The sequence below is a fragment of the Acinetobacter higginsii genome (assembly GCF_000369845.1).
Lineage (GTDB): Bacteria > Pseudomonadota > Gammaproteobacteria > Pseudomonadales > Moraxellaceae > Acinetobacter > Acinetobacter higginsii.
In genome coordinates this window covers 78,515-103,155 of the sequence record NZ_KB850212.1, presented here as the reverse complement: position 1 = coordinate 103,155, position 24,641 = coordinate 78,515, and the positions used below count along the sequence as shown (strand labels likewise).

Sequence of the window (24,641 nt, the reverse complement as noted above, 5' to 3'; positions counted from 1 at the left end):
ACGTAATTTATTGAAGAACTGGAAGTTTCCACCATTGTAAAGTAAATTGCTTAAAATCAATGCAAAAGTTAAAAAAGTTTTGTCTAGCTTTAGTTACATTTGAAAATATGTTCTTATTGTTGCTGAGAAAAGATGTAAATCATTTGAGGAATCGCATGGCAAATTTGCATGACATTGTGCAATGGTGTAACCAGACTTTAAAAGCCAATGAATTTAAAGACTACGCGCCAAACGGCTTACAGATCGAAGGTAAGCCTGAAGTCAATAAAATTGTATGTGCCGTGACTGCATCTGAAGATGCAATTGATGCTGCAATTGCCCAACAAGCCGATGCATTACTGGTCCATCATGGTTATTTCTGGAAAGGTGAACCCTACCCAATTACAGGCATGCGCGGCAATCGTATCAAGAAACTGATTCAAAATAATATTTCCCTGATCGCGTATCACCTGCCTTTGGATGCACATCCAACTTTGGGCAATAACATCGCTATTGCCGATTTGATCGGTCTAAAAGATTTAGAAGCTTTGGATCCAAACGAAAAGCATCCAATTGGCAACATTGCCTATTTAGACAATCCGCTAAGTCCAGAACAATTTAAGGCGAAGTTACAGAGCATTTTTGACTTTAATGTGATTCATCTACCAAGTGATAAAACTGTAATTAAAAAAGTAGGCTTCTGCACAGGCGGTGCTCAAGATTTTATTGCAAAAGCAGCTCAAGCAGACTGTGATGCTTATATTTCTGGCGAAGTTAGCGAACGTACTTTTTATGAAGCAAAAGAACTAGGGGTACATTATTTTGCATGTGGTCACCATGCAACTGAACGTTATGGTGTACAGCGTTTAGCACAGGCCATTACCAAACAGTTTTCAATCAAAACCGAATACTTCGAACTCAACAATCCGATCTAGTTCGAGTCAACCATTTGAAGGAGTGGAATTATTTTCACTCCTTCTCTTCATAATTTTTAAATGAATCCATTTTCAAATTAAGATTTGCGTTAACACCACCAGCATTGCAACGTCTTTACCTTATCTTGGGGCTTATAAAGCCTAACCCAGAACACATCCCCTTTCTTTCATTGGCAAGTCAATTCAAGACCCAACAGACAAATGATAAATAAAATTTATTTTTTACTCCATTTCGCATAGATAAAAGCAAATTAAAAGACATTGATTCTCATTTGCTTTTAAATAAATAATGAAGGCGCTTCAATTCATCGTAATAAAACCACATTGATTACAAAAGGAATCAAACACATGGCTTATTCTTTACCGGCGCTTCCTTATACATATGATGCACTCGAACCGAACATTGACACCAAAACCATGGAAATTCATCATAGCAAACACCATCAGACCTATATCAATAATATTAATGGCGCAATTGAAGGCACAGAATGGGAACAACTCCCTGTAGAGGAACTAGTCGCCAAAGTGAATGAAGTTCCAGCAGATCTTAAAAATATGGTGATCAATAATGGTGGCGGACACGCAAATCATTCACTTTTTTGGACAGTCATGAGCCCGCAAGGTGGTGGAGAACCTACAGGTGATATTGCTGAAGCCATTGATCAACAACTTGGTGGTTTCGATGCTTTTAAAGATGCATTCACCAAGGCAGCGATTAGTCGTTTTGGCAGTGGTTGGGCATGGCTGAGCGTCACGCCTGAACACAAATTAGTGGTCGAAAGTAGCGGCAATCAAGACTCACCCTTGATGCATGGCAATACACCTATTTTAGGTCTGGATGTATGGGAACATGCGTATTATTTAAAATACCAAAATCGCCGTCCTGAATATATTGCTGCATTTTATAATGTGGTGGATTGGAATGAGGTCAATCGCCGTTATCACCAAGCGTTACAAGCAAAAGTATAATAATTTTCGAATCAGCTCGGCCTGATTCAGTATCTCCATAAAAAACGGGTTAGAGTGTCTTAGAACGTTCACTAAACGAGCTAAAAACTCTAATCATTGTTGTATCGTATATGTCTCATAACGAAATTTTTTGCATATTTTGTGTATTAAAAGACTGCCCTATTATCTATAGAATCATTTACAATAAAGGCACTTAATGTAAAACCCAGCAAATTTGCAAGGAATGAAACATGACAACCATTACTTTACCTGCACTTCCATATGGCTATGATGATTTAGCGCCACACATCACTCGCGAAACTTTAGAATACCATCACGACAAACACCACAATACTTATGTTGTTAACTTAAACAACTTAATCAAAGGTACAGACCTTGAAGGTAAATCTTTAGAAGAAATCATCAAAGCGTCTGCTGGTGATGCATCTAAAGCAGGTATCTTTAACAACGCTGCGCAAGTATGGAACCACACGTTCTACTGGAACAGCATGAAGCCAAATGGTGGTGGTAAACCTACAGGTGCGATTGCAGCGAAAATTGAAGAAGCTTTTGGTAGCTACGAAAAGTTTGCAGAGGAATTTACTGCTGCTGCAACAACTCAATTCGGTTCAGGTTGGGCTTGGTTAGTTGCTGATGAAGTAAACGGTAAATTATCGATTACTAAAACTGCCAATGCAGATACTCCACTTGCTCATGGCCAAGTTGCAGTATTAACCATCGACGTATGGGAACACGCTTACTACATCGACTTCCGTAACTTACGTCCTAAGTACATCGCAACTTTCCTAGAAAGCTTAGTAAACTGGGACTATGCAAATGCTAAACTTGCAGGTCAACCAGCAGGTGTTGAGAAATAATTTATTATTTCCCAAACTTAAAAGACTGCTCTTTATGAGCAGTTTTTTTATGCTTATATTTTGATGGAATCATTCAACTCAGCCATTCAATTCACTTGCTCTTTTTAAATAAAGTCTCTTTTACATCGTCCTTAGATTAATAAAGATAGATCTCATTGAATAAATTCTTTCAATAGAAAGCGTCTCATCACGAATAATCAGAAAGACCCTAATTAGTTTTCTTGAAACAAAGATTCAGTCTTAAGTATTTATTTTAAAGCAATAAAAAAACCCTGCTTTCGCAGGGTTTTCTTTTGAATCAGTTCAGTGCTTAGTGAGCAGCGAATTGGTTCATTGTGTTTTTAGCATCATCGTGTGCTTTAAGAGCGTTGTCACCAGAGAAGATTTCTTTGTGATCATCACCGATGTCAGAACCCGCCATTGCTTGGTGTTTAACACAAGCGATACCACCACGGATTTCTTTACGTTGTACGCCAGCAACATAAGCCAACATACCTTCAGAACCGAAGTAACCTTGTGCAAGCTCATGAGTAGAAAGCGCAGCAGTGTGGTAAGTCGGAAGTGTGATCAAGTGATGGAATACACCCGCTTCACGAGCAGCATCTGCTTGGAATGTACGGATCTTAGCGTCTGCATCAGCAGCTAATTCAGTAGCATCGTACTCAGCGCTCATTAATTTAGCACGGTCGTAAGCAGAAACGTCTTTACCTTCAGCAACCCAACGGTCGTAAGCTTGTTGTCGGAAGTTTAAAGTCCAGTTGAACGATGGGCTGTTGTTATAAACAAGCTTCGCATTTGGAACAGTTTCACGTACACGGTTAACCATGTGAGCGATTTCTTCTACGTTTGGAGTCGCAGTTTCGATCCAAAGAAGGTCTGCACCATTTTGAAGGCTAGATACACAGTCAAGTACAACACGGTCAATTTGAGTGTCAGCACGGAACTGATATAAACCAGAAGCTAAACGCTTAGGACGGTGTAATTTACCATTACGTTTGATCAAGATTTCATCTTCTTGAGCATCAGCAATGTCAATTTCAGTTGTATCTAAGTAGCTGATGTATTGAGAAGCGATGTCGCCTGGCTCTTTAACCACTGGGATTTTTTGAGTCAAGTCAGCGCCTTCAGAGTCAGTACGCGCAACGATGATACCGTCATCAAGACCCATTTCTAAGAATGCATAACGTAATGCATGGATTTTAGCGATGAAGTCTTCGTGTGGAACTGTTACTTTACCAGCTTGGTGACCACATTGTTTCGCGTCAGATACTTGGTTTTCGATTTGAAGTGCACAAGCACCCGCTTCGATCATCTTACGTGCAAGTAAGTAAGTCGCTTCTTCGTTACCGAAACCAGCGTCGATGTCCGCAATAATTGGCACAACGTGAGTTTGGAAACCGTCGATTTGAGCAGTGATTTCAGCAGCTTTAGCAGTATCACCAGCTTCGTTTGCTTTTTTAAGCGCACGGAATAAATCATTAAGTTCTTTCGCATCAGCTTGACGTAAGAAAGTGTAGATTTCTTCGATCAAAGCAGGTACAGAAGTTTTTTCATGCATAGATTGGTCAGGAAGTGGACCAAATTCTGAACGAAGTGCAGCAACCATCCAACCAGAAAGGTAGATATAGCGACGTTCAGTTGTACCGAAGTATTTTTTGTTCGCAATCATTTTTTGTTGCGCGATAAAACCGTGCCAGCAACCTAATGATTGAGTATATTTGCTAGAATCAGCATCATAAGCAGCCATATCACGACGCATAATCGCAGCTGTATATTTAGCAATATCTAAACCAGTTTTGAATTGGTTTTGCATTTGCATACGCGCAGCATCTTCTGGGCTAATATCGCGCCAAGTGTCGCCGAATTTTGCTTTTAGTTCGCGGATTGCATCAATCGCTGTTTGATATGTAGACATGATATATTCCTTTTGCGGATTGGCATCGAATGATTGCTAATAAATCCTGATTTTAATTAGTCTAGATTTAAAGCACCTCATCAACATGTATCACAGCTTAGTCTTTGGCAAGTGTTTTATCCAATATTCTGGCTTAATCTTCAGTATTTTCTAAAAAAATATATGTATAACCATTTTTCAAGAATACAAAAAACACCAAACAAGTATTTGTTTTTATTAATTTTACAAAATACACAACTTGGGCCAAGCATCAAATTTTAGCCCCATTTTCTAGACTCATCAGTTCATAAAAAGCTGAAACTTGCTTATTTGAGTTGCAGAAAATGACAATTTTTCTGTGTATTTTCCTTCAATTTGAATACAAAACCACAGCATAAAAAGCCGTCAAAATTAAATAATTCGACAGAATGTGCCAAGTTGAAGCATAAGCATTGAGGCTGTTGCTTTTATGTAGGATTAAGTTACACAAATCCCTTTGGATATGTCATAATTCAAGGCAATTCAAGGATTTTATTTTCGGTATTTTTTTTATGAATCTGGAGCGCGTCGATCTCAATTTATTAATTTATCTTGACGTACTTCTTCGTGAAAAAAATGTCACCCGCGCAGCAGAGCAATTGGGCGTTACCCAGCCTGCGATGAGTAATATTCTGCGTCGTTTACGTAATTTATTTAACGACCCCCTACTCATTCGTTCTTCTGAGGGCATGACGCCAACAGAACGCGCATTAGAATTACAGCCACGTATTCGAGATGCGCTAGCTGATCTGTCAATGATCCTTGAACCGCGTACTGAATTCCGTCCTTATACCAGTAATCGTGTATTCCGGATTATGACATCCGATTATGCCGAAGCGACTTTAGTTCCACGTTTAGTAAAAGCTTTACGCTCAGAAGCACCAAACGTGGTCTTGGATTTCTTAACCCCAAGTGACGTATCCTACCGTGATATGGAACAAGGTAAAGTTGACTTAGCCATTAACCGCTTCAACGAAATCCCGCAAAGCTTCCACCAGGTCTTAGTATGGCGTGATAGTTTTAGCTGTATTTTAAATGATAAACACCCTGCAGTGACTCATCTCAATTTAAAAAGCTATTTAGATGCACAGCATATTTGGGTATCTAAAACAGGTATGGGTGTCGGCTTTGGTGTTAATCCAGAAAAACAAGCTGGATTAGGTTGGATTGATCAAGCGTTAGAGCGTATCGGTCAACGCCGTAAGATCTCTGTATTTACCCGTCATTATCAAATGCCAGCACTGTTAGCGCAAAATGTAGATTTAATCGCGACGCTACCAACACGTATGGCACGCTTACAAACACAGAATCCTAGACTGGTTATAAAGGATCCTCCGTTCTATATTCCCGAATTTGAACTTAAAATGGCTTGGTGTCCGTTGTTACATCATCATCCTGCACATCGTTGGCTCAGACAATTGATCCTATTTGTTGCACGTCAAATGATTGAAGAAGAAAATCGTGAGTATTTGTTGAATAATGGCAATTCACAATTACCACATAGTTTTTTCTAAACTGACACATTAACAAGATGAATTTTCAGCCATATTTTCTGTGTGGCTGATTGTTTTAATAATAATATCAATAAAAATTTATTTCTTTTACTTATTGATAGATTATATTCTCTTAAAGAATAAGCGAGTGAAATAATGCGTTACAAACAATTATTTGCATAAGCGACTTTATAGGCTGTGTCCTATCAACATAGGTGATGTATGGATATTTTACAAAGCATGATGATTCTAGTTCTTCTAGTCGCATGTTCATTCTTTTTATCCTTATCTGAAATCGCGATTGCTGGATCACGAAAACTCAAACTCAAACTCATTGCTGAAAGCGGTGAGGAAAGAGCAAATAAAGTCATTGAGTTACAAGAAAACTCTGCAGACTTTTTTGCATCTACGCAAGTCGGTGTGAATGCTGTTGCGATCTTGGGGGGTATTGTCGGTGAATCCTCATTGCGTCCTTACTTCCACAATTTGGCGACTGAGCTTTACCCGGGGCCTTGGGCAGATACCATCGGATTCAGCTTATCTTTTTTAACAGTCACTTCCCTATTTATCTTATTTGCTGATTTGATGCCAAAACGTTTGGCCATGATTTTCCCAGAAAAACTAGCCATTAAAGTCATCAATCCAATTACGATCTTTATCAAAATCTGCAGACCATTGGCTTGGTTTATTAATATCATTGCAAATTCAATTTTTAGAATCTTTAAAATTGATACTAAACGCGATGATAGTATGACTTTTGATGATATTTCTGCCATTGTAAATGCCGGTGCACAAGCTGGTGTCTTACAAAAACAAGAACATCATTTCATTGAAAATGTATTTGAGCTTGAAGAACGAACTGTCCCATCCAGCATGACGGCACGAGAAAATATTGTTTATTTCACCTTGAATGAACCTGAACAGAGTATTCGTCAAAAACTGGCTGAACATCCTTATTCAAAATTCTTAGTGTGCAGTGAACATATTGATCAAGTGATTGGTTATGTCGATGCCAAAGATATTCTGGTACGCATCTTAAACAATCAATCCTTTACCCAACTCAATGAATCAACCATCCGTAATGTCCTGATTATTCCAGACTCTTTAACCTTGTCTGAATTGCTGGATCGTTTCCGTTCAACCAAAGAAAAGTTTGCTGTTGTGATCAACGAGTATGCTTTGGTTGTTGGTGTTATCACGCTCAGCGATATTATGATCACGGTTATGGGCGACTGGGTCACACCGATGGATGAAGAAAAGCAGATTATCAAACGCGATAATCATTCTTGGCTGATTGATGGCAGTACACCAATTGAAGATGTAAAACACGCATTAACCATCGAAGAATTCCCTGAAAATGAGAATTACGAAACGATTGCAGGCTTTATCATGTATCGTTTACGCAAGATCCCACGTCCTGCCGATGCTGTTGAATATGCTGGTTTCAAATTTGAAGTTGTCGATATTGACCACTATAAAATTGACCAATTGCTGGTAACCCAAGTTTTACCAAATCTCGAAGGTGAATCTCCAGTATCCCAAGATGATTAATCTTGAAAGCTAAAAAAAGCCCATATATGGGCTTTTTTTATTTCATAACAAACCAGATCACGGCAGCCAATATCAGTAAAATTAAAATAAAGACTTTGATTCCACCACGACTCCGCTGCGCCAACTGCTCTTGAATCTGCGCCTGTTCTTGTGGATGATCTTGAAGATACTGATCAATTAAATCTTTAGATTCCTTAAGACCTAAACCTGTTTTTTCTCGCGTGATCTTAATTGCATCAATCAGCTGCCCTGCACGAAGCATGGCTAAAGCTTCTGCAGGAATCGTCGGTGGTAAATTCATAAAAGTAACAATCCTTGTTATTTTCTATTGGCAACCGCATTGATCAGAACAGGAGGTTTATAATTCCTTAATTCCCACCATACATTGAGATGAGTTCATCCAAGGTCGCTTGATAGTGAATAGCAATGTCTTCTGCCAAGATCTTATAAGCATTATCAAACTGAACCATTGGCCAACCTTCTTTCCAAAATGGGAAAATATTGTGTAGACCTTCTGTCACGATTGCATCTTCACGGATAATCGCTTGAGCAACCTGAGCCAAGACCTGAGCGGTTTCTGCACCATCAATCGCTAAATAATCAATACCACGCACTTTTAAAATACGGATACGATCTTTTTTATAGCGAATTTTTTTCGCCTGACCGGCATTCAAACCTAATGCCAGCGTAACTGCTTCTACAAACTTTTCTTCAAAGCTTGTATTCAGTGCAACCAAAGCTTGTTTGTGTGCTTCTTGACGCCCAGCCTTCCCCCCATTACGGATAATCTCATTTGCTTCCGTATCCAGCTTATCTTTTTTCATAGACTGTAAAATGTCTAAAATTTCGATATCGCTTAAAGATTCAGGAGATTGCTCAATCATGGGAGTCCTAATACACAAAAATAAAAAAACATTGTCTCATAAAAGCGATATCAAAGCAGAATAAAATTGAAAATTGGCATTCTATCTGCATCATTTTTTATGTCAGATTTGAGAGCTAGCTCTCCAACTGAATCAGATCTTTTGAAGCTATATTTATTTGCATAATTATTTTTACCCTGATAATATTATTTTACCCGTATAAAACAATCCGAAGAAAATGAATACTCAAATAACAACCTATACTGCCTTTTCAGGGAGTACCTTCATCGCAACTGGGCAACCTACTGAGCTTGCAATTAAGATTAAACTTAGGCCTAAAACAATTGAGAATATTTTAATTTTCAATGATCAAACTGGCCGACAGGTTGATCTTGATCTTTCTGGTTCTGAACAAGAAATTCATCAACGTTATAGCGAGCCTGAGCCGACAAAGAAAGTTGGGCGACCGAAACTTGGGGTCATCTCTCGTGAAATTACCTTACAAAAAAAACATTGGGATTGGTTAGATCAACAGAGTTCCAGTGCATCTGCTGTGATTCGGAAGTTGATTGATAAAGAGCTGAATGATCCAACTTCTGAAAGCAATATCATGCTCGCCAAACAATCCACCGACCGCTTTATGTCTGCCATGTTGGGTAATATGCCCAATTATGAAGAGGCAACCCGTGCTTTATATCAGGGTGATCAAGCGAATTTCTTAAAGATGATTCAAGATTATCCTAAAGATATAAAAAACTATTTAGTTTTTAAAACACATCATATTTTCTAAGGGGCTTAGGAAGTTAAGCATATTAAAAAGTATGGTAACTTCCTTATATGAAAGCAAAAAATAGATACTATTCCCGTTCAAGAATCACAGAAGCAAAATTCAGGCAGATCATTCGCTTTTTTGCCATGGATTTTACTGCTTCAGATACCGCTAAACTCACCAATATTTCTGTACGTTCTATCAATACAATTTATATCAAATTGCGTAAAAAGATTGCTATCCAATGTGAAGAAATATCTCCCTTCAATGGTATCGTTGAATTGGATGAATCTTACTTTGGTGCTCGTCGTGTTCGTGGTAAACGAGGTCGTGGGGCGTCAGGAAAGACCATTGTATTTGGTTTGCTTAAACGAGATGGAAATGTATACACAGAAATTGTACCAGATTGCTCCAAAGCTACGCTACAAGGCATTATCCGTGGGCATATAGAACTTGATTCAGTCATTAATACAGATGGATGGCGGGGATATGATGGTTTAGTAGATATTGGCTTTGATAAGCACTTAAGAGTAAATCATGGTGACAATGAATTTGCCTGTGGAGAGCGTCATATCAACGGTATAGAATCATTCTGGGGCTATGCTAAGAAAAGGCTTATTAAGTTTAATGGGATTGACAAAAAGATGTTTTATCTACATCTTAAAGAAACGGAGTATCGCTTCAATCATCGGCATAGTAATTTATACCTCGATTTGCTGAAACTACTCCGCAATGATCCTCTTTAACTTCCTAAGCCCCTTTCTAAATATATTCTTTTTATTATTTGTTAAAATAACTTGCTCTATCCGTCTTAGATGGTAAAGCATTTTTATAACCATCGAGTGAAAATCATAGTTTAGTGATCATATAAAACTGATATTCAAAGACCTAAAAATATAGATATTAAAAAGGATAAGTAAAATGGTCAAACTTAAGAATGAGAATTTCCTTTATATTGGCCTATTTGTTTTGCTTTGGGGTAGCGCTGCTATTTTTACCAAATGGGGACTTCATCATGGTGCTGCAATTCCTTTTCTGTTTTTTCGCTTTTTGATTGCTACCGCATTAATTTTATCCTTCTGTGTGATTTCAAAACAGCCTTTTTACCCACAAAACACCTCTTTTAAATATGTCATATTGACGGGTTGCTTTTTAATTACGGGTTATACCCTATTTTATTTTTTATCCCTTGAATTTGGAATTTCACCAGGGCTCCTTTCCACCATCCTTGCATTACAGCCCATTTTGACTTTTTTTATTACCGAAAAGAGTTTTTCCAAAGTGAAGCTTACTGGACTACTGCTTAGTTTTTTTGGAATTATTTGTTTGGTTTATAACAATATGTTTGTCAATAAATTATCTTTATGGGCAACGCTTGCTTCAATTATGTGCCTGACATGTATTACGGCAGGTGTGATTCTACAAAGAAAAATTTCTGAAAAACCATGGCACGTTTTACCACTACAATATGCAATTTCTTTGATTTTCATGATCTTAATCATCCCTTTTCAATCATTTAATTTTGAGATGAATTGGGGCTTTTGGATTCCAGTTTTATATCAAGGCATCATTGTTTCTGTGATTGCTCAACTAATTTTTTATAAATTACTACAATCAGGCAATCTGGTGAATACAACAAGCTTATTCTATCTTGTGCCCCTTGTGACTTTAATACTCGACTTTATGATTTTTAATACCCAACTTTCTACTTTCGACTATATTGGAATTACAGCAATCTTGAGTGGTGTTTATTTAGTGTATAGAAAAGCAGTTAAACCAAGTTGCACAACATAATATCAAAACTACAACTGCAAAGAATACAATGAGTAAATATCCAACAGAACCAATTCCAGCTTTTTGTAGCCCACTCAAATAAAAAAACCCGCTTGCGCGGGTTTCCAAAATCAACTCAGCCGATTAAAGACGAACTAACTCCACCACTTTTTCAGCGGCTTCTTCAACCGTTTCAGCAGCAATCTCGGTATCTGTACCTTCAACAGTCGTAGTGATAATTACAACACCTGTTTCACGCAACAATGCAATTTGCTCAGCAGTTAAATTGGCTTTCGCAATCGCAACCACACCCTGCTGGATCAACAAGCTTTCTAAAGCTTGAGCTTTCTCGATCAACGATGCAGAAACACCAATCACCGCAGGCTTCTGACCTAAACGAGCTGCACGATCTTCTGCAGTCACAGGATTGCTATGCGCTGCCCATTCAACCGCAGCTTCAACCATACCCGCACCAACAGTTACGTTGCTTAGACGGTCAATAAAGATAAATGAACCGGTGTAACGGCTGTCTTGGTATTGATCAAAGACCACTGGCGCATCAAACTCAACTACAACATCCGCAATTGCATTCAACTCAAGCTCTTCAACTTGTGTGTGTTCCAACGTATTCACATTGACACGGAAGTTAATTGCCGTCACTTTCGCTGGAACAGTTTGAGTCCCAATTTTGACATTGTACAGTTTGCCTTTTACCAGCGGATGCTCATTCATCCAGACCACTGATGCACGCACACTACGTGAAATCAATGGTTGCTCGCCTGCACGGACCAAAACGTTACCACGAGAAATATCAATTTCATCGTTTAAGGTTAAAGTCACGGCCTGACCAGCAACGGCCTGTTCTAGATTGCCATCAAAAGTTACGATTTCTTTAACTGTTGATTTTTTACCAGATGGCAAGGCAATAATTTCATCACCAACATTCACTTGACCAAGCGCAATCGTACCTGCGAAACCACGGAAATCGAGGTTTGGTCGATTCACATATTGAACAGGGAAACGGAATTCACGTTTATTTGATTCACGTTTAATTTCCACTGACTCAAGAAGGCTCATCAAGGTTTGACCCTTGTACCATGGCGTACTTGCTGATGGATTAACAACGTTGTCGCCATTCAATGCCGAGATCGGTACGAACACAATATTTTCAGGGCGACGATCACCAAGTTGACTCACGAAAGCATCATATTCAACTTGAATTTCATTGAAACGTGCTTCAGAGAACTCAACCAAGTCCATCTTGTTAATCGCAACAACGATATTTTTAATACCGAGTAAGCTTGCGATAAATGAATGGCGACGAGTTTGAGTTTGCACACCATAACGTGCATCGATCAAGATAATCGCAAGATCGGCAGTGGATGCACCAGTCGCCATGTTACGCGTGTATTGTTCATGTCCTGGGGTATCAGCAATGATGAACTTACGCTTTTCTGTAGAGAAATAACGATAAGCCACATCAATGGTAATGCCCTGCTCACGTTCAGCCTGTAGACCATCAACCAGCAAAGCAAGATCAGGTGCATCACCTGTAGTACCCACTTTTTTACTATCACGTGTTACCGCTTGCAATTGATCTTCATAAATCAATTTTGAATCGTAAAGTAAACGACCAATTAAGGTACTTTTACCATCATCGACATTACCGCACGTCAAAAAGCGTAATAAATCTTTTTGCTCATGCTGTTTTAAATATCCCAAGATGTCTTGGCTAATAAGATCTGATTGATGAGACATTGCTCAAAACTCCACATATTCTTTAGAAATCGGTTTTAATCTCCCTAAATCCCTCTTTAAAAAGAGGGACTTGCTTAAGGAAATTAGAAATAACCTTCTTGCTTTTTCTTTTCCATCGAGCCAGCCTCATCATGGTCAATCATACGACCTTGACGCTCTGAGCTGGTTGCTAAAAGCATTTCTTGGATAATTTCAGGCAAGGTATCTGCTTCAGACTCAACTGCACCTGTTAACGGGTAACAACCAAGTGTACGGAAACGTACCGATTTCATTTGTGGAACTTCACCTTCTTTTAAGCGCATACGCTCATCATCGACCATGATTAACGTACCACTACGTTCAACCACAGGTCGAACTGCAGAGAAATAAAGAGGAACGAGTTGAATATTTTCGAGATAGATATATTGCCAGATATCTAACTCAGTCCAGTTAGACAATGGGAATACACGAATACTTTCGCCTTTGTTCACTTTACCGTTGTAAAGGTTCCAAAGTTCCGGACGCTGGTTTTTTGGATCCCAACGATGTTTATTATCACGGAATGAATACACACGCTCTTTGGCACGAGATTTTTCTTCATCACGGCGTGCACCACCAAAAGCAGCATCAAACTGATACTTATCCAAGGCTTGTTTTAAACCTTGGGTTTTCATGATGTCCGTATATTTTGAACTGCCGTGATCAAACGGGTTAATCCCCGCCTCACGACCTTCTACATTTTGATGCACGATCAGATCAAAGCCATGCGTTTTTGCCATGTTGTCACGGAAAGCAATCATGTCTTTAAACTTCCAACCCGTATCTACATGCAGTAGTGGGAATGGGAGTTTCGCTGGATAGAATGCTTTTAATGCCAAATGCAACATTACTGCCGAGTCTTTACCAATCGAGTAAAGCATCACAGGGTTTTCAAATTCAGCTGCAACTTCACGAATAATATGAATACTTTCTGCCTCAAGTTGCTTGAGGTGAGTTAATCTATTTTCAGTCATGTACAATTTCCTCCTTATCCATGCTATCCATAAAATCTATAAGTGGGATTAAACCACCACTTTGAAGACTGTGTGGAGGAACGAGTGCCATAACAACTCCAATTTTTCATGATATAGATATTCTTACTGGTGGCAAAAAACCACTCAATAGCGGTTATTCATTATAATAATTTAGATCCAGTTCTTTAGCTTGTTTTTTCATATCAATATGCAAAATTATGATATAAAAATAAGATTATGGAATATCAATACAATCTATTCCTCACCAAAAAATATAAAAAAAGAAGCCAAAAGGCTCCTTTTTTCAAAGGTTTAAAACCTATCAAAAACCGAACATTTTCCGTTCTAATGGAATTTCAACACCAACAGAAACACCACCATCACTGCCATTCAAATCAGAATCACTGACCCAACCATTCACTTTTAATGGAATTGTTGGTTTCAAGTAGTGTGTCCAAGTCAAATCAAGAGCTTTTATTGTATCTTGCTTTGGAAATGCCTCATTAATTCTTAAATCTAATGGATTCACCTTGGTATAAAGCAAACGACCATTTAAACGGTTCATTGTATCAAAACGAATATCACCACCAACCGAATACATTTGACCATCACCACCCATTGCATGGCCTAAAGAAAAACCATGTTGATAATAGCCATCTTTGTAAACATAATGATTATATGAAACACCATCTACTTTTCCATTACTACGCGTATCTGCCCATTCTGCATAGAGTTGATACGGCATATTTTTATAAGAAGAAGAGAAATCTATACCCGCTAAATACATCTTTTTAGCAGGGAGTCCACCGGCTTCATCTTCCCCCACATATTGTCCATAAACACCGACAGGGACTTGTAGTAATGGTTGTGTATTCAACCGAAAATCAAATCCTGCAATCTGATTTGACTTATCAGTATCATAATCAAGATTATCATTACCTTTAATGGCATTCCAAAGTGAGTCCAAACTTTCTGAACGGCCTTCACCGCCCCATTGCAATACACGTGATGCACCAAGTTCAAGATAAGACAAAGGTTGTGCCGTTACACGTAAACCAAGCAGTTTTGCATCAGGAACAGCCTTATAATCATCCAATTGCCCAGCAAATGCTTGATACTGCCAAGGACCAATCCAAGATAACCATTTGCTCTCAAATGCATTTTGTACAGCTCGTTGTGCTGTAACACCATACACAGGACGACTCGCATCACCGCGAATCAAACTTCCATCATGCCCAGGACCCCAATAGGTCGGAATCTGACCTGCAATCACCCATTGATTCCAAAGCTTACCAGCAAGATAAGAACCTTCTACATTGACATCATGCCCATTATCAACCAGTGGATCTTTCTCTCCATTCACACGAAGTTTTGCATCCCAATTTTCACCACCTGCATTAAACTCAGCAGCGACCTGATATTGTGATTTTTGGTTATCACCAAATGTTTGAGGAACAGTTTTAAGATCAGAGCCGGCATGTAAACCAAGTTTAACCGTTTCATTATCTGCTTTCAGTGCATTAGCAACTGAATTCACCACCTTTTGCTGAGCATTATTGCTCACTTTCGCTTGGGATAAAGCACGTTGAATTTCATCGCCACTCATTGGCCAAGTCGACGTACTAATTTGAATAACACCTTGTTGGTTCAGCCAATTTAAATCTGTACGTAAATTTGCATCGTTTAAGATGAGACCTTGTGCAAATGTTGCAGAGGAAAGCGAAGCAAATAATGCGACATAAAGGGATTTTTTTAGAAACATATCTAAACTGTTCTCAAATTTATTTATGTGCACATGATCGTTTTTTTACGATCTCTTTTCAATCATCAAATGCAATAATTATATTTTTTTAATCATGAATATAAAAAGCCACTTCATGGAAGTGGCTTTTTAATGAATGGTAAATTAATCTTTACGGCGCATATGCGGGAATAACAACACGTCACGAATACTCGCAGCATTGGCAAACAACATCACCAAACGGTCAATACCGATGCCTTGACCAGCTGTCGGTGGCAAGCCATATTCCAATGCTTCGATAAAGTCTGCATCGTAATGCATTGCTTCATCATCACCTGCATCTTTTTCTGCAACCTGCGCTTGGAAGCGCTCAGCCTGATCAATCGGGTCATTTAACTCAGAGAAACCATTTGCCAACTCACGACCACCGATAAAGAACTCAAAACGATCGGTAATATGTGGATTATCATCATTACGACGAGCAAGTGGTGAAGTTTCAGCTGGATATTCAGTAATGAACGTCGGCTGACGCAGTTTAGTTTCTACAGTTTCTTCAAACACAATCGTTTGTAATTTGCCTAAACCAAAACCAGGTTTTACCTGCTCTTTTAAAACTTCTTTGGTAAATTTGGCCAAGAATTCACGGTCATTCACATTTTCAGGTGTGAAGTCTGGATTGTTCTCAAGAATTGCATCAAACATTGAGATTTTCTTGAATGGCCCTTTGAAGCTATAAACTTCGTCACCATAAGGCACATCGGTAGACCCCAAGATATCAACTGCCAATTTTTCAAGCATGTTTTCAGTCAATACCATCAAGTCTTTATAATCAGCATAGGCTTGATAGAACTCGATCATCGTGAATTCAGGGTTGTGGCGTGTTGAAACCCCTTCGTTACGGAAGTTACGGTTAATTTCAAACACACGCTCAAAACCACCCACTACAAGGCGTTTTAAATAGAGTTCCGGTGCAACACGTAAATACAGTTCCATGTCCAAAGCATTATGATGTGTTACGAATGGCTTAGCAGATGCGCCACCCGGAATCACATGCATCATTGGCGTTTCCACCTCCATGAAGCGTTCATTGGTCAAGAATGCACGAATACCTGCAACTACTTGGGCACGAATTTCGAAAGTTTTACGTGTTTCTTCATTTACGATCAAATCTAAATAACGTTTACGATATTTAGCTTCTGTATCGGTTAAACCATGGAATTTATCTGGAAGTGGACGAAGTGATTTGGTCAGTAATTCAAAACCTTCAAGGTGCACATATAAGTCACCTTTACCCGAACGACCAATATAACCTTCAGCAGCGATGATATCGCCAAGGTCTAAACTTTTAATGGTTTCTAAAATATCAGCTGGCAGACCTTTACGATCCACATAAAGTTGAATACGACCCGTCATATCTTGGATCACCATAAATGATCCACGGTTCAACATCACACGACCAGCAACTTTTACATAAACTTTTTCAGCGCCTTCAATTTGCGCCTTGTCTTGATCTTTAAACTGTTCTTGCAAATCAGCTGCATAGTGCTCACGTTTAAACGTGTTTGGCCACGGGCTCTTACCCGTTTGTTTTGCAGTCTCTTGGATTTGCTTTAATTTGGCATGACGCTGTGCGATTAAATCGTTTTCGGAAAGTGTTTGTTCAGAAGTCGATTGAGCGTTTTGTTGCGTCATCTCTGCCTCGATTAAGTAAAAAATGAAGTGACATAGGATAGCAGATCACAACTCATTTTCGTATTGTTTCAACCAGACAATTCAAAAAAATCAAGATTGATCAGTTTTTGAATCAAGATAACGCAGCAATTTTCCGCTCAACAATCGATTCGCTGTCGCTTATTTCTCCGCTAAATGCTTGACCATAGCAAGTCCCTGATCAAAGCCTTTATTCATAAATTCTGCATGTTCTGGTTGAATATCGACCTCTACATGCAATTGCGTTTCACCATTAAAATCAAACAGCATATATTTTTCCAAAGCACCTGCCCAAGACTTCACAGCCTCACTTTCCAGATCCTCCTTACCGTTCTCAATCATCCCAAGATGCTTAAAAACAATCTCTTTAGGCTCATCGATACTTTCAATGGTAGAGATCATGCCATTGCCTTTGCCATCTCCAAAATAGGTTTTACCACCCACTTTCCAATCCGTAGTCATGGTTGAATCGCATGCAAAGAATTTTGTCCATGCTTGATAACTTTCTGGAGTCCAAAGAACCTCCCAAACTTTTTCAGGGGTCGCATAAATTTTTATATTATAAGATAAGGTTTCCATGTTTTATTCTCCTTGATCATTGTTTTCATCATCATATCTTGATTCTGAATGTTTGTTTTTTATACACACTATATTTATACATTTCGGCTTTTTTTAATTGTATAAGCGTTATATCCCTAAAAAAAATTAGAGTAATTGCTCAAATAACAAGACTTTCAGATAGAATTGCCATATCACTTTTTGAATAAATGATTAAACTCTTGCATTTACTTTACTTAAATGTCGTTCTGCGTAAAAATCTAACTCCCGATTAGCATAAGTTAGTTCCTATTGCAGCGATCATAGCGACATTACGGAATAGTTTTACTGAAAGGCAACTTGAACATACCTATCAGTTTGGAGAGTCACATGAAAAAATATCAATGTATCGTTTGTGGTTGGATTTACGACGAAGCAGAAGGTTGGCCACAAGACGGCATTGCAGCAGGGACCAAATGGGAAGATATCCCAGATGATTGGACTTGCCCAGATTGCGGCGTTTCAAAAGCTGATTTTGAAATGGTTGAAATCTAAATAGATCAAGAAGGCCGTGACAATGATCATGGTCTTTTTTTTGCTATCGTTTGTTTTTAAATAAGAAAATATTGGAGAATAGAATGCATCCTATCGTTATCATCGGATCGGGCATGGCAGGTTACACCGTAGCGCGAGAGTTTCGTAAACTAAGTCCTGAACAAGAACTGGTTATGATCTGTGCAGATGATGCGGTAAATTATGCAAAACCAACATTATCTAATGCCTTTGCAGGGAATAAAGCACCAGAACAAATTGCTTTAGGCGATGCGACAAAGATGGCAACCCAATTGAATATGCGCATTGATGCAGACACATGGGTGAAAGCAATCAATGCCGAAAACCATGAACTTACATTAGAAAAAAATGGGCAAACCATTACCCAACCTTATTCAAAATTAGTACTGGCTGTCGGTGCAAACCCTATCCGCTTAGCGATTGCCGGTGATGGCAGTGATGACATCCATGTTGTGAACTCATTGGTCGACTATCGTATCTTCCGTGAAAACCTTACAAACCGTAAAGACAAACGCGTGGTTATTCTTGGTGCAGGTTTAATTGGCTGTGAATTTGCCAATGACTTATTGCATAGCCAATATGATGTTACTGTAATTGACTTAGCCCCTCAGCCACTCGGTCGTTTATTACCAAACCATGTCGCTGAAGCCTTTAAGGCCAACTTAGAACAAGCAGGCATTAAATTTGCACTCTCCACCACCGTGGAAAAAGTAACCAAGATTAATAATGGTGAAGACTACGAAGTCACCTTAGCCAATGGTAAAACACTGGTCGCTGATATTGTTCTTTCTGCAATTGGCTTACAACCGAATATCTCTTTAGCGAAAGCAGCAGACATTCAAACCAGTCGTGGCATTATTACCAACACGCTTTTGGAAACCAATCAAGCGGATATCTATGCCGTCGGTGACTGTGCAGAAGTGAATGGCACGTTATTGCCATATGTGATGCCAATTATGCAGCAAGCACGTGCTTTAGCAAAAACGCTCAGTGGTCAAAGCACAGCGGTACACTACCCTGCTATGCCTGTTGCAGTAAAAACACCCGCTGCGCCATTGACGGTTTTACCTGCACCGCTTAATGTGGATGTGAACTGGGAAACCGAAGAGTTTGATGATGGTATGCTTGCCAAAGCAGCTGATGGTGAAGGAACCTTAAGGGGTTTTGTACTGTTAGGTGCAACTGCGGGCAAACAACGTTTAACCCTCACCAAGCTGGTTCCAGACTTGATTCCAGCGCAAGTTTAAGGTTTAAATACGAGAGTTTGTTGAGAAAAGAATTTCCTTCAAACTCTCTAAGCAATAAGAAGAATTCAATTTGGAACGAAGATCATGAACAGTGCCCTCCAATTTAACGTGTCACCATATGCTTCTTTTATGCAGGAAACCAAAGTTACTTTGGGCAATGGCATTGAACTACATGTTGAAATGGGCGGAAATCCTGAGCATCCAACCATCTTATTGATCATGGGCCTAGGTGCACAAATGCTGTTTTGGCCTGATTTCTTCTGTAAAGCCTTAATCGATCAAGGTTTCCGTGTAGTTCGCTTTGATAATCGCGATATCGGTTTATCTTCTAAAATTCGTAATAAGGGCAAACGACTCAATACCATGAAACTGATGAGTCGTTTCATGTTTGGACTTCGCAATGAAGGTGCACCTTATACCTTATATGATATGGCCGATGATGTAGCAATGTTGATTGATCAACTTGGCATCGAGAAATCCTATATTATTGGTGCCTCAATGGGCGGAATGATTTCACAGATTGTTGCTGCGAAATATCCAGAAAAAGTAGAAAAAATAGGTTTGTTATTTACCAGTAATAATCAGCCGTTTTTACCTCCGCCTTTTCCAAAGCAGCTTTTTAGCTTATTGGGTAAACCTGAAGGGCATGATGAAGAAACAATTATTAATCATAGTTTAAATGTTTTCCGTATTATCGGTTCACCTGGTTATGTCAATCCAGTCGAATCAATTCAAACCATTCGCAAATTATATCGACGTAGTTTCTATCCAGCGGGTGTACTTCAACAATTTTTAGCAATATTATGTACAGGTTCTTTGTTACCATTGAACAAAACGATTACTCAGCCGACATTGGTTGTACACGGATCAAAAGATCGCCTGTTACCACCAAGTCACGGGAAAGCTGTTGCAAAAGCAATTTCGGGTGCTAAGTTTGAATTAATTCAAGGAATGGGGCATGATATTCCTGCACATTTCATTCCGCAACTTAGTGGTTTGTTTACTCACCACTTTAGATCATCACACTAGGACACTATGGCTGCATTACCCTCATTAAGACAGCTATCATATTTAGTTACGTTGTCAGAAACTTTACATTTTACTGAAGCAGCGCGTCGTTCCTTTGTTACCCAGTCAACATTGTCTGGTGGCATCATGGAATTGGAGCGTTTATTAGGTGGGGTCTTAGTTGAGCGTGATCGTCAAAACGTCCGTTTAACCCCATTAGGTGAGCAAGTGGTGGCGCGAGCGCGAGTGTTGCTTGCCGATGCCCAAGACCTGATGCGTTTAAGCCGAGAGATGAGTGAACCATTAACAGGTGATTTACATCTCGGTATTATTCCAACCATTGCACCTTTTATTCTGACTCAACTCTTAGATGAAGTTCATCAGCAATTGCCAAAAATCCAGCTACACTTACATGAAGCACAAAGTGAGAAGATTGTAGAGAAGTTGGAACATGGTAATTTAGACATGATTGTACTTGCACTTCCGTTTGATACGCGCAGTTTAAAAGTTGCTGAAATTGCCAAAGAACACTTATTCCTTGTGTATAACAAGAAAGATACCAATGCAGCCAATGCAAATTCTCTCGATGATTTGGATCTATCTCGTTTAATGCTGCTTGAGGAAGGTCATTGCTTACGCGACCATGCTTTAAGTGCCTGCCCTGTTGGTGAGCGCAAAAATGATCATCGCTTAAAAGCAAGTTCATTACCAACGCTGGTTGAAATGGTATCGTCTGATTTAGGCTTTACTCTTTTACCTGAGATCGCGCTTAAAAACAGTATGATTCATTTCAATCAAGATATTGATGTGAAAGCGATTGAAGCTGCACCAAGCCGTACATTGGCTTTAGTGACCCGTAAAAGCACACCATTACAAAGTGAGTTTGATGTGATCTTGCAGATTCTGCAAAAAATCACGGCTCATTTATCGTAATAAAAAAAGCCTGTAATTCAGATCGAATTACAGGCTTTTCAATACAATTAAAATAATTATTAAATATCCAATAAATTCACTTGTTCAACTTGTACATCACTCATACGTAGACCTTGATCAAGTAATTCATCGAAATATGATTCCACCACTTTGGCTTGATCAGCCGTATTTTCAACTTTATACATATTCTGACGGAACTCGTTACTTGAGCGTAAGCCTTTGGTATACCAAGCAATATGCTTACGGGCAATACGACAGCCTGAGTATTCACCATAGAAATCATACAGCTCAGCCAGATGCCCCAATAATACTGCTTTGACTTCTGCAATATCAGGCGCAGCAAGATGCTCACCTGTTTTTAAGTAATGAGCAATTTCTCTGAATATCCAAGGTCGGCCTTGGGCTGCACGCCCAATCATAATGGCATCTGCACCCGTATAATCCAGTACATATTTGGCTTTTTCGGGACTATCAATATCACCGTTGGCAATCAATGGGATATCAATCAATTCTTTAACCTGCTTAATCAGCTCATAACGTGCAGTATTCAAATACATATCTTCACGGGTACGACCATGCAAGGCTAAGGCTGCAATTCCAGATTCTTCAGCACGTTTGGCCACACGTAAAATATTTTCATGGCCATTTAAAAAACCTAATCGGGTTTTTAAAGTGACTGGTACATCCACTGCAGAAACTACGGCATCGAGAATACGCGCAACGAGATCTTCGTCTTGTAATAAAGCCGAACCTGCAAGTTTGTTACATACTTTCTTAGCTGGGCAACCCATATTGATATCAACAATCTGCGCACCATTCGCCACTTGATAACGTGCTGCTTCAGCCAGTTGCTCTGGATCCGAACCTGCGATTTGTGCAGAGATTGGTGCAAGCTCACCATCAAAATTAGCCCGATAAAGACTCTTTTTACTCATACGTAGTGTCTTGTCTGCAGTCATCATTTCACTGACCGCATGCCCTGCACCAAAGTATTTGCACAGCGTTCTAAAAGGACGGTCCGTAACGCCAGCCATCGGAGCAACGATCAAATTATTTGACAGTTGATATGAACCAATATACATATATTTTCTTACAATTTCTGATCAACATAGTATACTTCATTCGCCCGTTCGGCTCATCTTTTTGTGCGGTGTTGTCTTCATTATGAACCAATCGTTTTCGACTCGTCCTCTATTCAAAACATTTAGCCTCTTGGCAATCAGCATAAGCTTAGTGGCTTGTGGTGATAATGCTTGGTGGTCAAATAATAAAGAACCCGAAATGAAGGCAGAACAAATTACCAAAGTACTGCCACCGCGTGTGAATGATCGCCAGTCTTGGTCGCAAGATATCTTCGATATCATGCAACAACTTAGTATTCCTAAAACCAAGCAAAATGTATGCAGCATTGTGGCCGTAGTCGATCAGGAATCTAACTTTGTCGCTGACCCTGCTGTACCAGGCTTAGGCGAGAAAGCAGTTCAGGAAATCAATACGCGCCTCAAAGAGAAGTTTGAAGCGAAACTAGGTGAAACCATTGGCGGCACTGTGGCAGGTTATTTTGAGGATGTGCTCAAAAACCAACCTTCACCAGAAAATAACTATATGAGCCAAATGCGCAAAGTCAGAACTGAGCGTGAACTCGATTTGCTTTATCGTGAAATTTTTGACTATATGTCGAAGCATTATCATGTCAGTGCCCTAACAGGCGCAGCGAAATTGGTTGGACAAGATATTGGCGAAAAAATGAACCCGATCACGACACTGGGTTCTATGCAAGTGCATATTAATTATGCCAAAGAACATAAACGTCAAAGCGGAAATATTGCTGAACTACGTAATGATCTCTATACCCAATACGGTGGCCTATATTATGGTATCCATCGTTTGATGGAATATTCTGCCGATTATGACAAAGCCATCTATCGTTTTGCCGATTACAACTCAGGCATGTATTCAAGCCGCAATGCAGCTTTTCAAAAGATGCTTGAAGTCATACAAGGTAAAGACCTTGATTTAGATGGTGACCTGTTACTTTATAATAAAGATGGGAATGTACAATCTGTACTGAGCCAATCTGAAAAAGAAGTGATCTCAGCGTTTACCAACAATAAAATTCTGGTTACTCCGCGTCAAATTCGTGCGGATTTAAAGAAAGAAAAAGAGAAGAAGTTCGAAGATACACAAACTTATTTAGCCGTTCAAAAGTTGTATCAAAGTAAAACCAATAAAGAACCTATTTATGCAATTATGCCTGAAGTCGTTATTTCGGGCCCTAAACTGAGCCGTGACTACAATACCAATTGGTTTGCCAGTCGAGTTAATGGACGATATGAAACATGCATGCAAAGAGCGAAACGCATAAAACTCTAAATCTTGCTTTATTTGATTTCGATAGAACACTCTATCCAAGAGACAGTTTCACAGGGTTTATTTTCTTTGCACTATCAAAACGCCATATTGTCAAAAGAGGCTTGAAAATCCTGCCATGGATTCAAGCCTATTATTTACGCCTCTACCCTGCGCATGCCATGCGACCACGTTTATTCCAGAGTATGTTTAAAGACATTTCTGTAGATGTGGTTGAGCAACTTGCTCACGAATATGCACAGAAACTCACTAAAAAATTAGATCCCGATTTATTCCAGCAGCTTCAACTACATCAGCAACGTGGTGATCACATTGTTCTAGTATCAGCATCGATTGATCTTTATTTGGCTCCAATTTGTGAAGTTCTCAATATTGAATTACTGTGCACCCAAACTGAAACTAAAGATGGACGTTTAACGGGTCGCTACAGTTCAGAAGATTGCAGTTGTGAGCAAAAGAAATTGCGCATTTTACAAAGCTACAATTTAGCAAATTATCAAACGATTTATGCCTATGGCAATAGTGAAGAAGATCTAGAAATGCTCTCTTTAGCAGACCATCCTTATATGATGGGAGTAGAGCAAGCTCTTCCCTCCTTAGAGCTGAAACAATTGAACCAAGCAGACATAAAAAAGCCCGCTTAATGCGAG

The 24,641-nt window shown here is 39.2% G+C and carries 23 protein-coding genes; 14 read left to right on the top strand and 9 right to left on the bottom strand.

Features of this window, described 5'->3' with window-relative positions; translation table 11 throughout:
* Positions 1-155 precede the first annotated feature (155 nt).
* From F885_RS14755 to F885_RS14765, 3 genes are all read left to right on the top strand, one after another.
* Positions 156-914, top strand: coding sequence for a Nif3-like dinuclear metal center hexameric protein (locus F885_RS14755; RefSeq protein ID WP_005202481.1), 759 nt, complete (start codon positions 156-158; stop codon positions 912-914).
* Positions 915-1,262: 348 nt separating this feature from the next.
* Positions 1,263-1,883, top strand: coding sequence for a superoxide dismutase (locus F885_RS14760; RefSeq protein WP_005202480.1), 621 nt, complete (start codon positions 1,263-1,265; stop codon positions 1,881-1,883).
* Between the two features lie 230 nt (positions 1,884-2,113).
* Entirely contained in the window at positions 2,114-2,740 is a 627-nt protein-coding gene (locus F885_RS14765; RefSeq protein ID WP_005202479.1) for a superoxide dismutase, read from the top strand.
* Between the two features lie 310 nt (positions 2,741-3,050).
* Here the strand turns inward: F885_RS14765 and F885_RS14770 are convergent, their stop codons facing one another.
* The gene (locus tag F885_RS14770; protein WP_004808463.1) at positions 3,051-4,655 is read right to left on the bottom strand and encodes an isocitrate lyase; all 1,605 of its coding nucleotides are present in this window, start codon (positions 4,653-4,655) and stop codon (positions 3,051-3,053) included.
* 530 nt (positions 4,656-5,185) lie between these two features.
* On the opposite strand from F885_RS14770, the gene F885_RS14775 reads away from it, so the two are divergent.
* Complete coding sequence (locus tag F885_RS14775) at positions 5,186-6,187, top strand: LysR family transcriptional regulator (protein ID WP_004808464.1); 1,002 nt, start codon at positions 5,186-5,188, stop codon at positions 6,185-6,187.
* Positions 6,188-6,388: 201 nt separating this feature from the next.
* Positions 6,389-7,717, top strand: a complete 1,329-nt coding sequence (locus F885_RS14780) for a polyamine export protein PaeA (RefSeq protein ID WP_005202478.1) — start codon at positions 6,389-6,391, stop codon at positions 7,715-7,717.
* A gap of 37 nt (positions 7,718-7,754) precedes the next feature.
* Here the strand turns inward: F885_RS14780 and F885_RS14785 are convergent, their stop codons facing one another.
* Positions 7,755-8,018: a ribosomal protein L7/L12 gene (locus tag F885_RS14785; RefSeq protein ID WP_005202477.1), complete on the bottom strand. Its 264-nt coding sequence runs from the start codon at positions 8,016-8,018 to the stop codon at positions 7,755-7,757.
* 67 nt (positions 8,019-8,085) lie between these two features.
* Entirely contained in the window at positions 8,086-8,601 is a 516-nt protein-coding gene (locus F885_RS14790; RefSeq protein WP_005202476.1) for a hypothetical protein, read from the bottom strand.
* Between the two features lie 217 nt (positions 8,602-8,818).
* Here F885_RS14790 and F885_RS14795 point away from each other — a divergent pair, with 217 nt between their 5' ends.
* From F885_RS14795 to F885_RS14805, 3 genes are all read left to right on the top strand, one after another.
* On the top strand, positions 8,819-9,370 hold the full coding sequence (locus F885_RS14795; protein ID WP_005202475.1) for a DUF2239 family protein: 552 nt from the start codon (positions 8,819-8,821) through the stop codon (positions 9,368-9,370).
* 47 nt (positions 9,371-9,417) lie between these two features.
* Positions 9,418-10,095 carry an IS1595 family transposase gene (locus F885_RS14800; RefSeq protein WP_005202474.1) on the top strand — a complete coding sequence of 226 codons (678 nt, stop codon included), beginning with the start codon at positions 9,418-9,420 and terminating at the stop codon, positions 10,093-10,095.
* A 175-nt stretch (positions 10,096-10,270) separates the two neighbouring features.
* Positions 10,271-11,143, top strand: coding sequence for a DMT family transporter (locus F885_RS14805; protein WP_005202473.1), 873 nt, complete (start codon positions 10,271-10,273; stop codon positions 11,141-11,143).
* A 123-nt stretch (positions 11,144-11,266) separates the two neighbouring features.
* Here the strand turns inward: F885_RS14805 and cysN are convergent, their stop codons facing one another.
* The 5 genes from cysN to F885_RS14830 form a co-directional block, all read right to left on the bottom strand.
* On the bottom strand, positions 11,267-12,880 hold the full coding sequence (gene cysN, locus F885_RS14810; RefSeq protein ID WP_005202472.1) for a sulfate adenylyltransferase subunit CysN: 1,614 nt from the start codon (positions 12,878-12,880) through the stop codon (positions 11,267-11,269).
* 83 nt (positions 12,881-12,963) lie between these two features.
* Positions 12,964-13,872 (bottom strand): sulfate adenylyltransferase subunit CysD, encoded by a 909-nt coding sequence (gene cysD, locus F885_RS14815; protein WP_004808480.1) that lies wholly within the window; start codon positions 13,870-13,872, stop codon positions 12,964-12,966.
* Between the two features lie 322 nt (positions 13,873-14,194).
* Positions 14,195-15,634 carry a capsule assembly Wzi family protein gene (locus F885_RS14820; protein ID WP_005202471.1) on the bottom strand — a complete coding sequence of 480 codons (1,440 nt, stop codon included), beginning with the start codon at positions 15,632-15,634 and terminating at the stop codon, positions 14,195-14,197.
* Positions 15,635-15,778: 144 nt separating this feature from the next.
* Entirely contained in the window at positions 15,779-17,305 is a 1,527-nt protein-coding gene (lysS, locus tag F885_RS14825) for a lysine--tRNA ligase (protein ID WP_005202470.1), read from the bottom strand.
* Between the two features lie 159 nt (positions 17,306-17,464).
* Positions 17,465-17,902, bottom strand: a complete 438-nt coding sequence (locus F885_RS14830) for an SRPBCC family protein (RefSeq protein WP_005202469.1) — start codon at positions 17,900-17,902, stop codon at positions 17,465-17,467.
* A 348-nt stretch (positions 17,903-18,250) separates the two neighbouring features.
* On the opposite strand from F885_RS14830, the gene rubA reads away from it, so the two are divergent.
* The 4 genes from rubA (at position 18,251) to oxyR (ending at position 21,621) form a co-directional block, all read left to right on the top strand.
* A complete protein-coding gene (gene rubA, locus F885_RS14835; RefSeq protein WP_004678010.1) occupies positions 18,251-18,415 on the top strand; it encodes a rubredoxin RubA in 165 nt (54 codons plus the stop codon).
* A gap of 83 nt (positions 18,416-18,498) precedes the next feature.
* Positions 18,499-19,680: a rubredoxin reductase RubB gene (gene rubB / locus F885_RS14840; RefSeq protein WP_005314280.1), complete on the top strand. Its 1,182-nt coding sequence runs from the start codon at positions 18,499-18,501 to the stop codon at positions 19,678-19,680.
* A gap of 84 nt (positions 19,681-19,764) precedes the next feature.
* Positions 19,765-20,709 (top strand): esterase EstB, encoded by a 945-nt coding sequence (gene estB / locus F885_RS14845; protein WP_005202467.1) that lies wholly within the window; start codon positions 19,765-19,767, stop codon positions 20,707-20,709.
* 6 nt (positions 20,710-20,715) lie between these two features.
* Complete coding sequence (gene oxyR / locus F885_RS14850; RefSeq protein ID WP_005202466.1) at positions 20,716-21,621, top strand: LysR family transcriptional regulator OxyR; 906 nt, start codon at positions 20,716-20,718, stop codon at positions 21,619-21,621.
* Between the two features lie 59 nt (positions 21,622-21,680).
* Here oxyR and dusB read toward each other — a convergent pair whose 3' ends face one another.
* Complete coding sequence (gene dusB / locus F885_RS14855; protein WP_005202464.1) at positions 21,681-22,703, bottom strand: tRNA dihydrouridine synthase DusB; 1,023 nt, start codon at positions 22,701-22,703, stop codon at positions 21,681-21,683.
* 82 nt (positions 22,704-22,785) lie between these two features.
* Here dusB and F885_RS14860 point away from each other — a divergent pair, with 82 nt between their 5' ends.
* Both F885_RS14860 and F885_RS14865 read left to right on the top strand, forming a co-directional pair.
* Entirely contained in the window at positions 22,786-23,994 is a 1,209-nt protein-coding gene (locus F885_RS14860; protein ID WP_005202462.1) for a DUF1615 family protein, read from the top strand.
* Positions 23,961-24,635, top strand: a complete 675-nt coding sequence (locus tag F885_RS14865; RefSeq protein ID WP_005314276.1) for an HAD-IB family hydrolase — start codon at positions 23,961-23,963, stop codon at positions 24,633-24,635. The genes F885_RS14860 and F885_RS14865 overlap by 34 nt, the downstream gene beginning before the upstream one ends.
* The last annotated feature ends 6 nt before the right edge of the window (positions 24,636-24,641 follow it).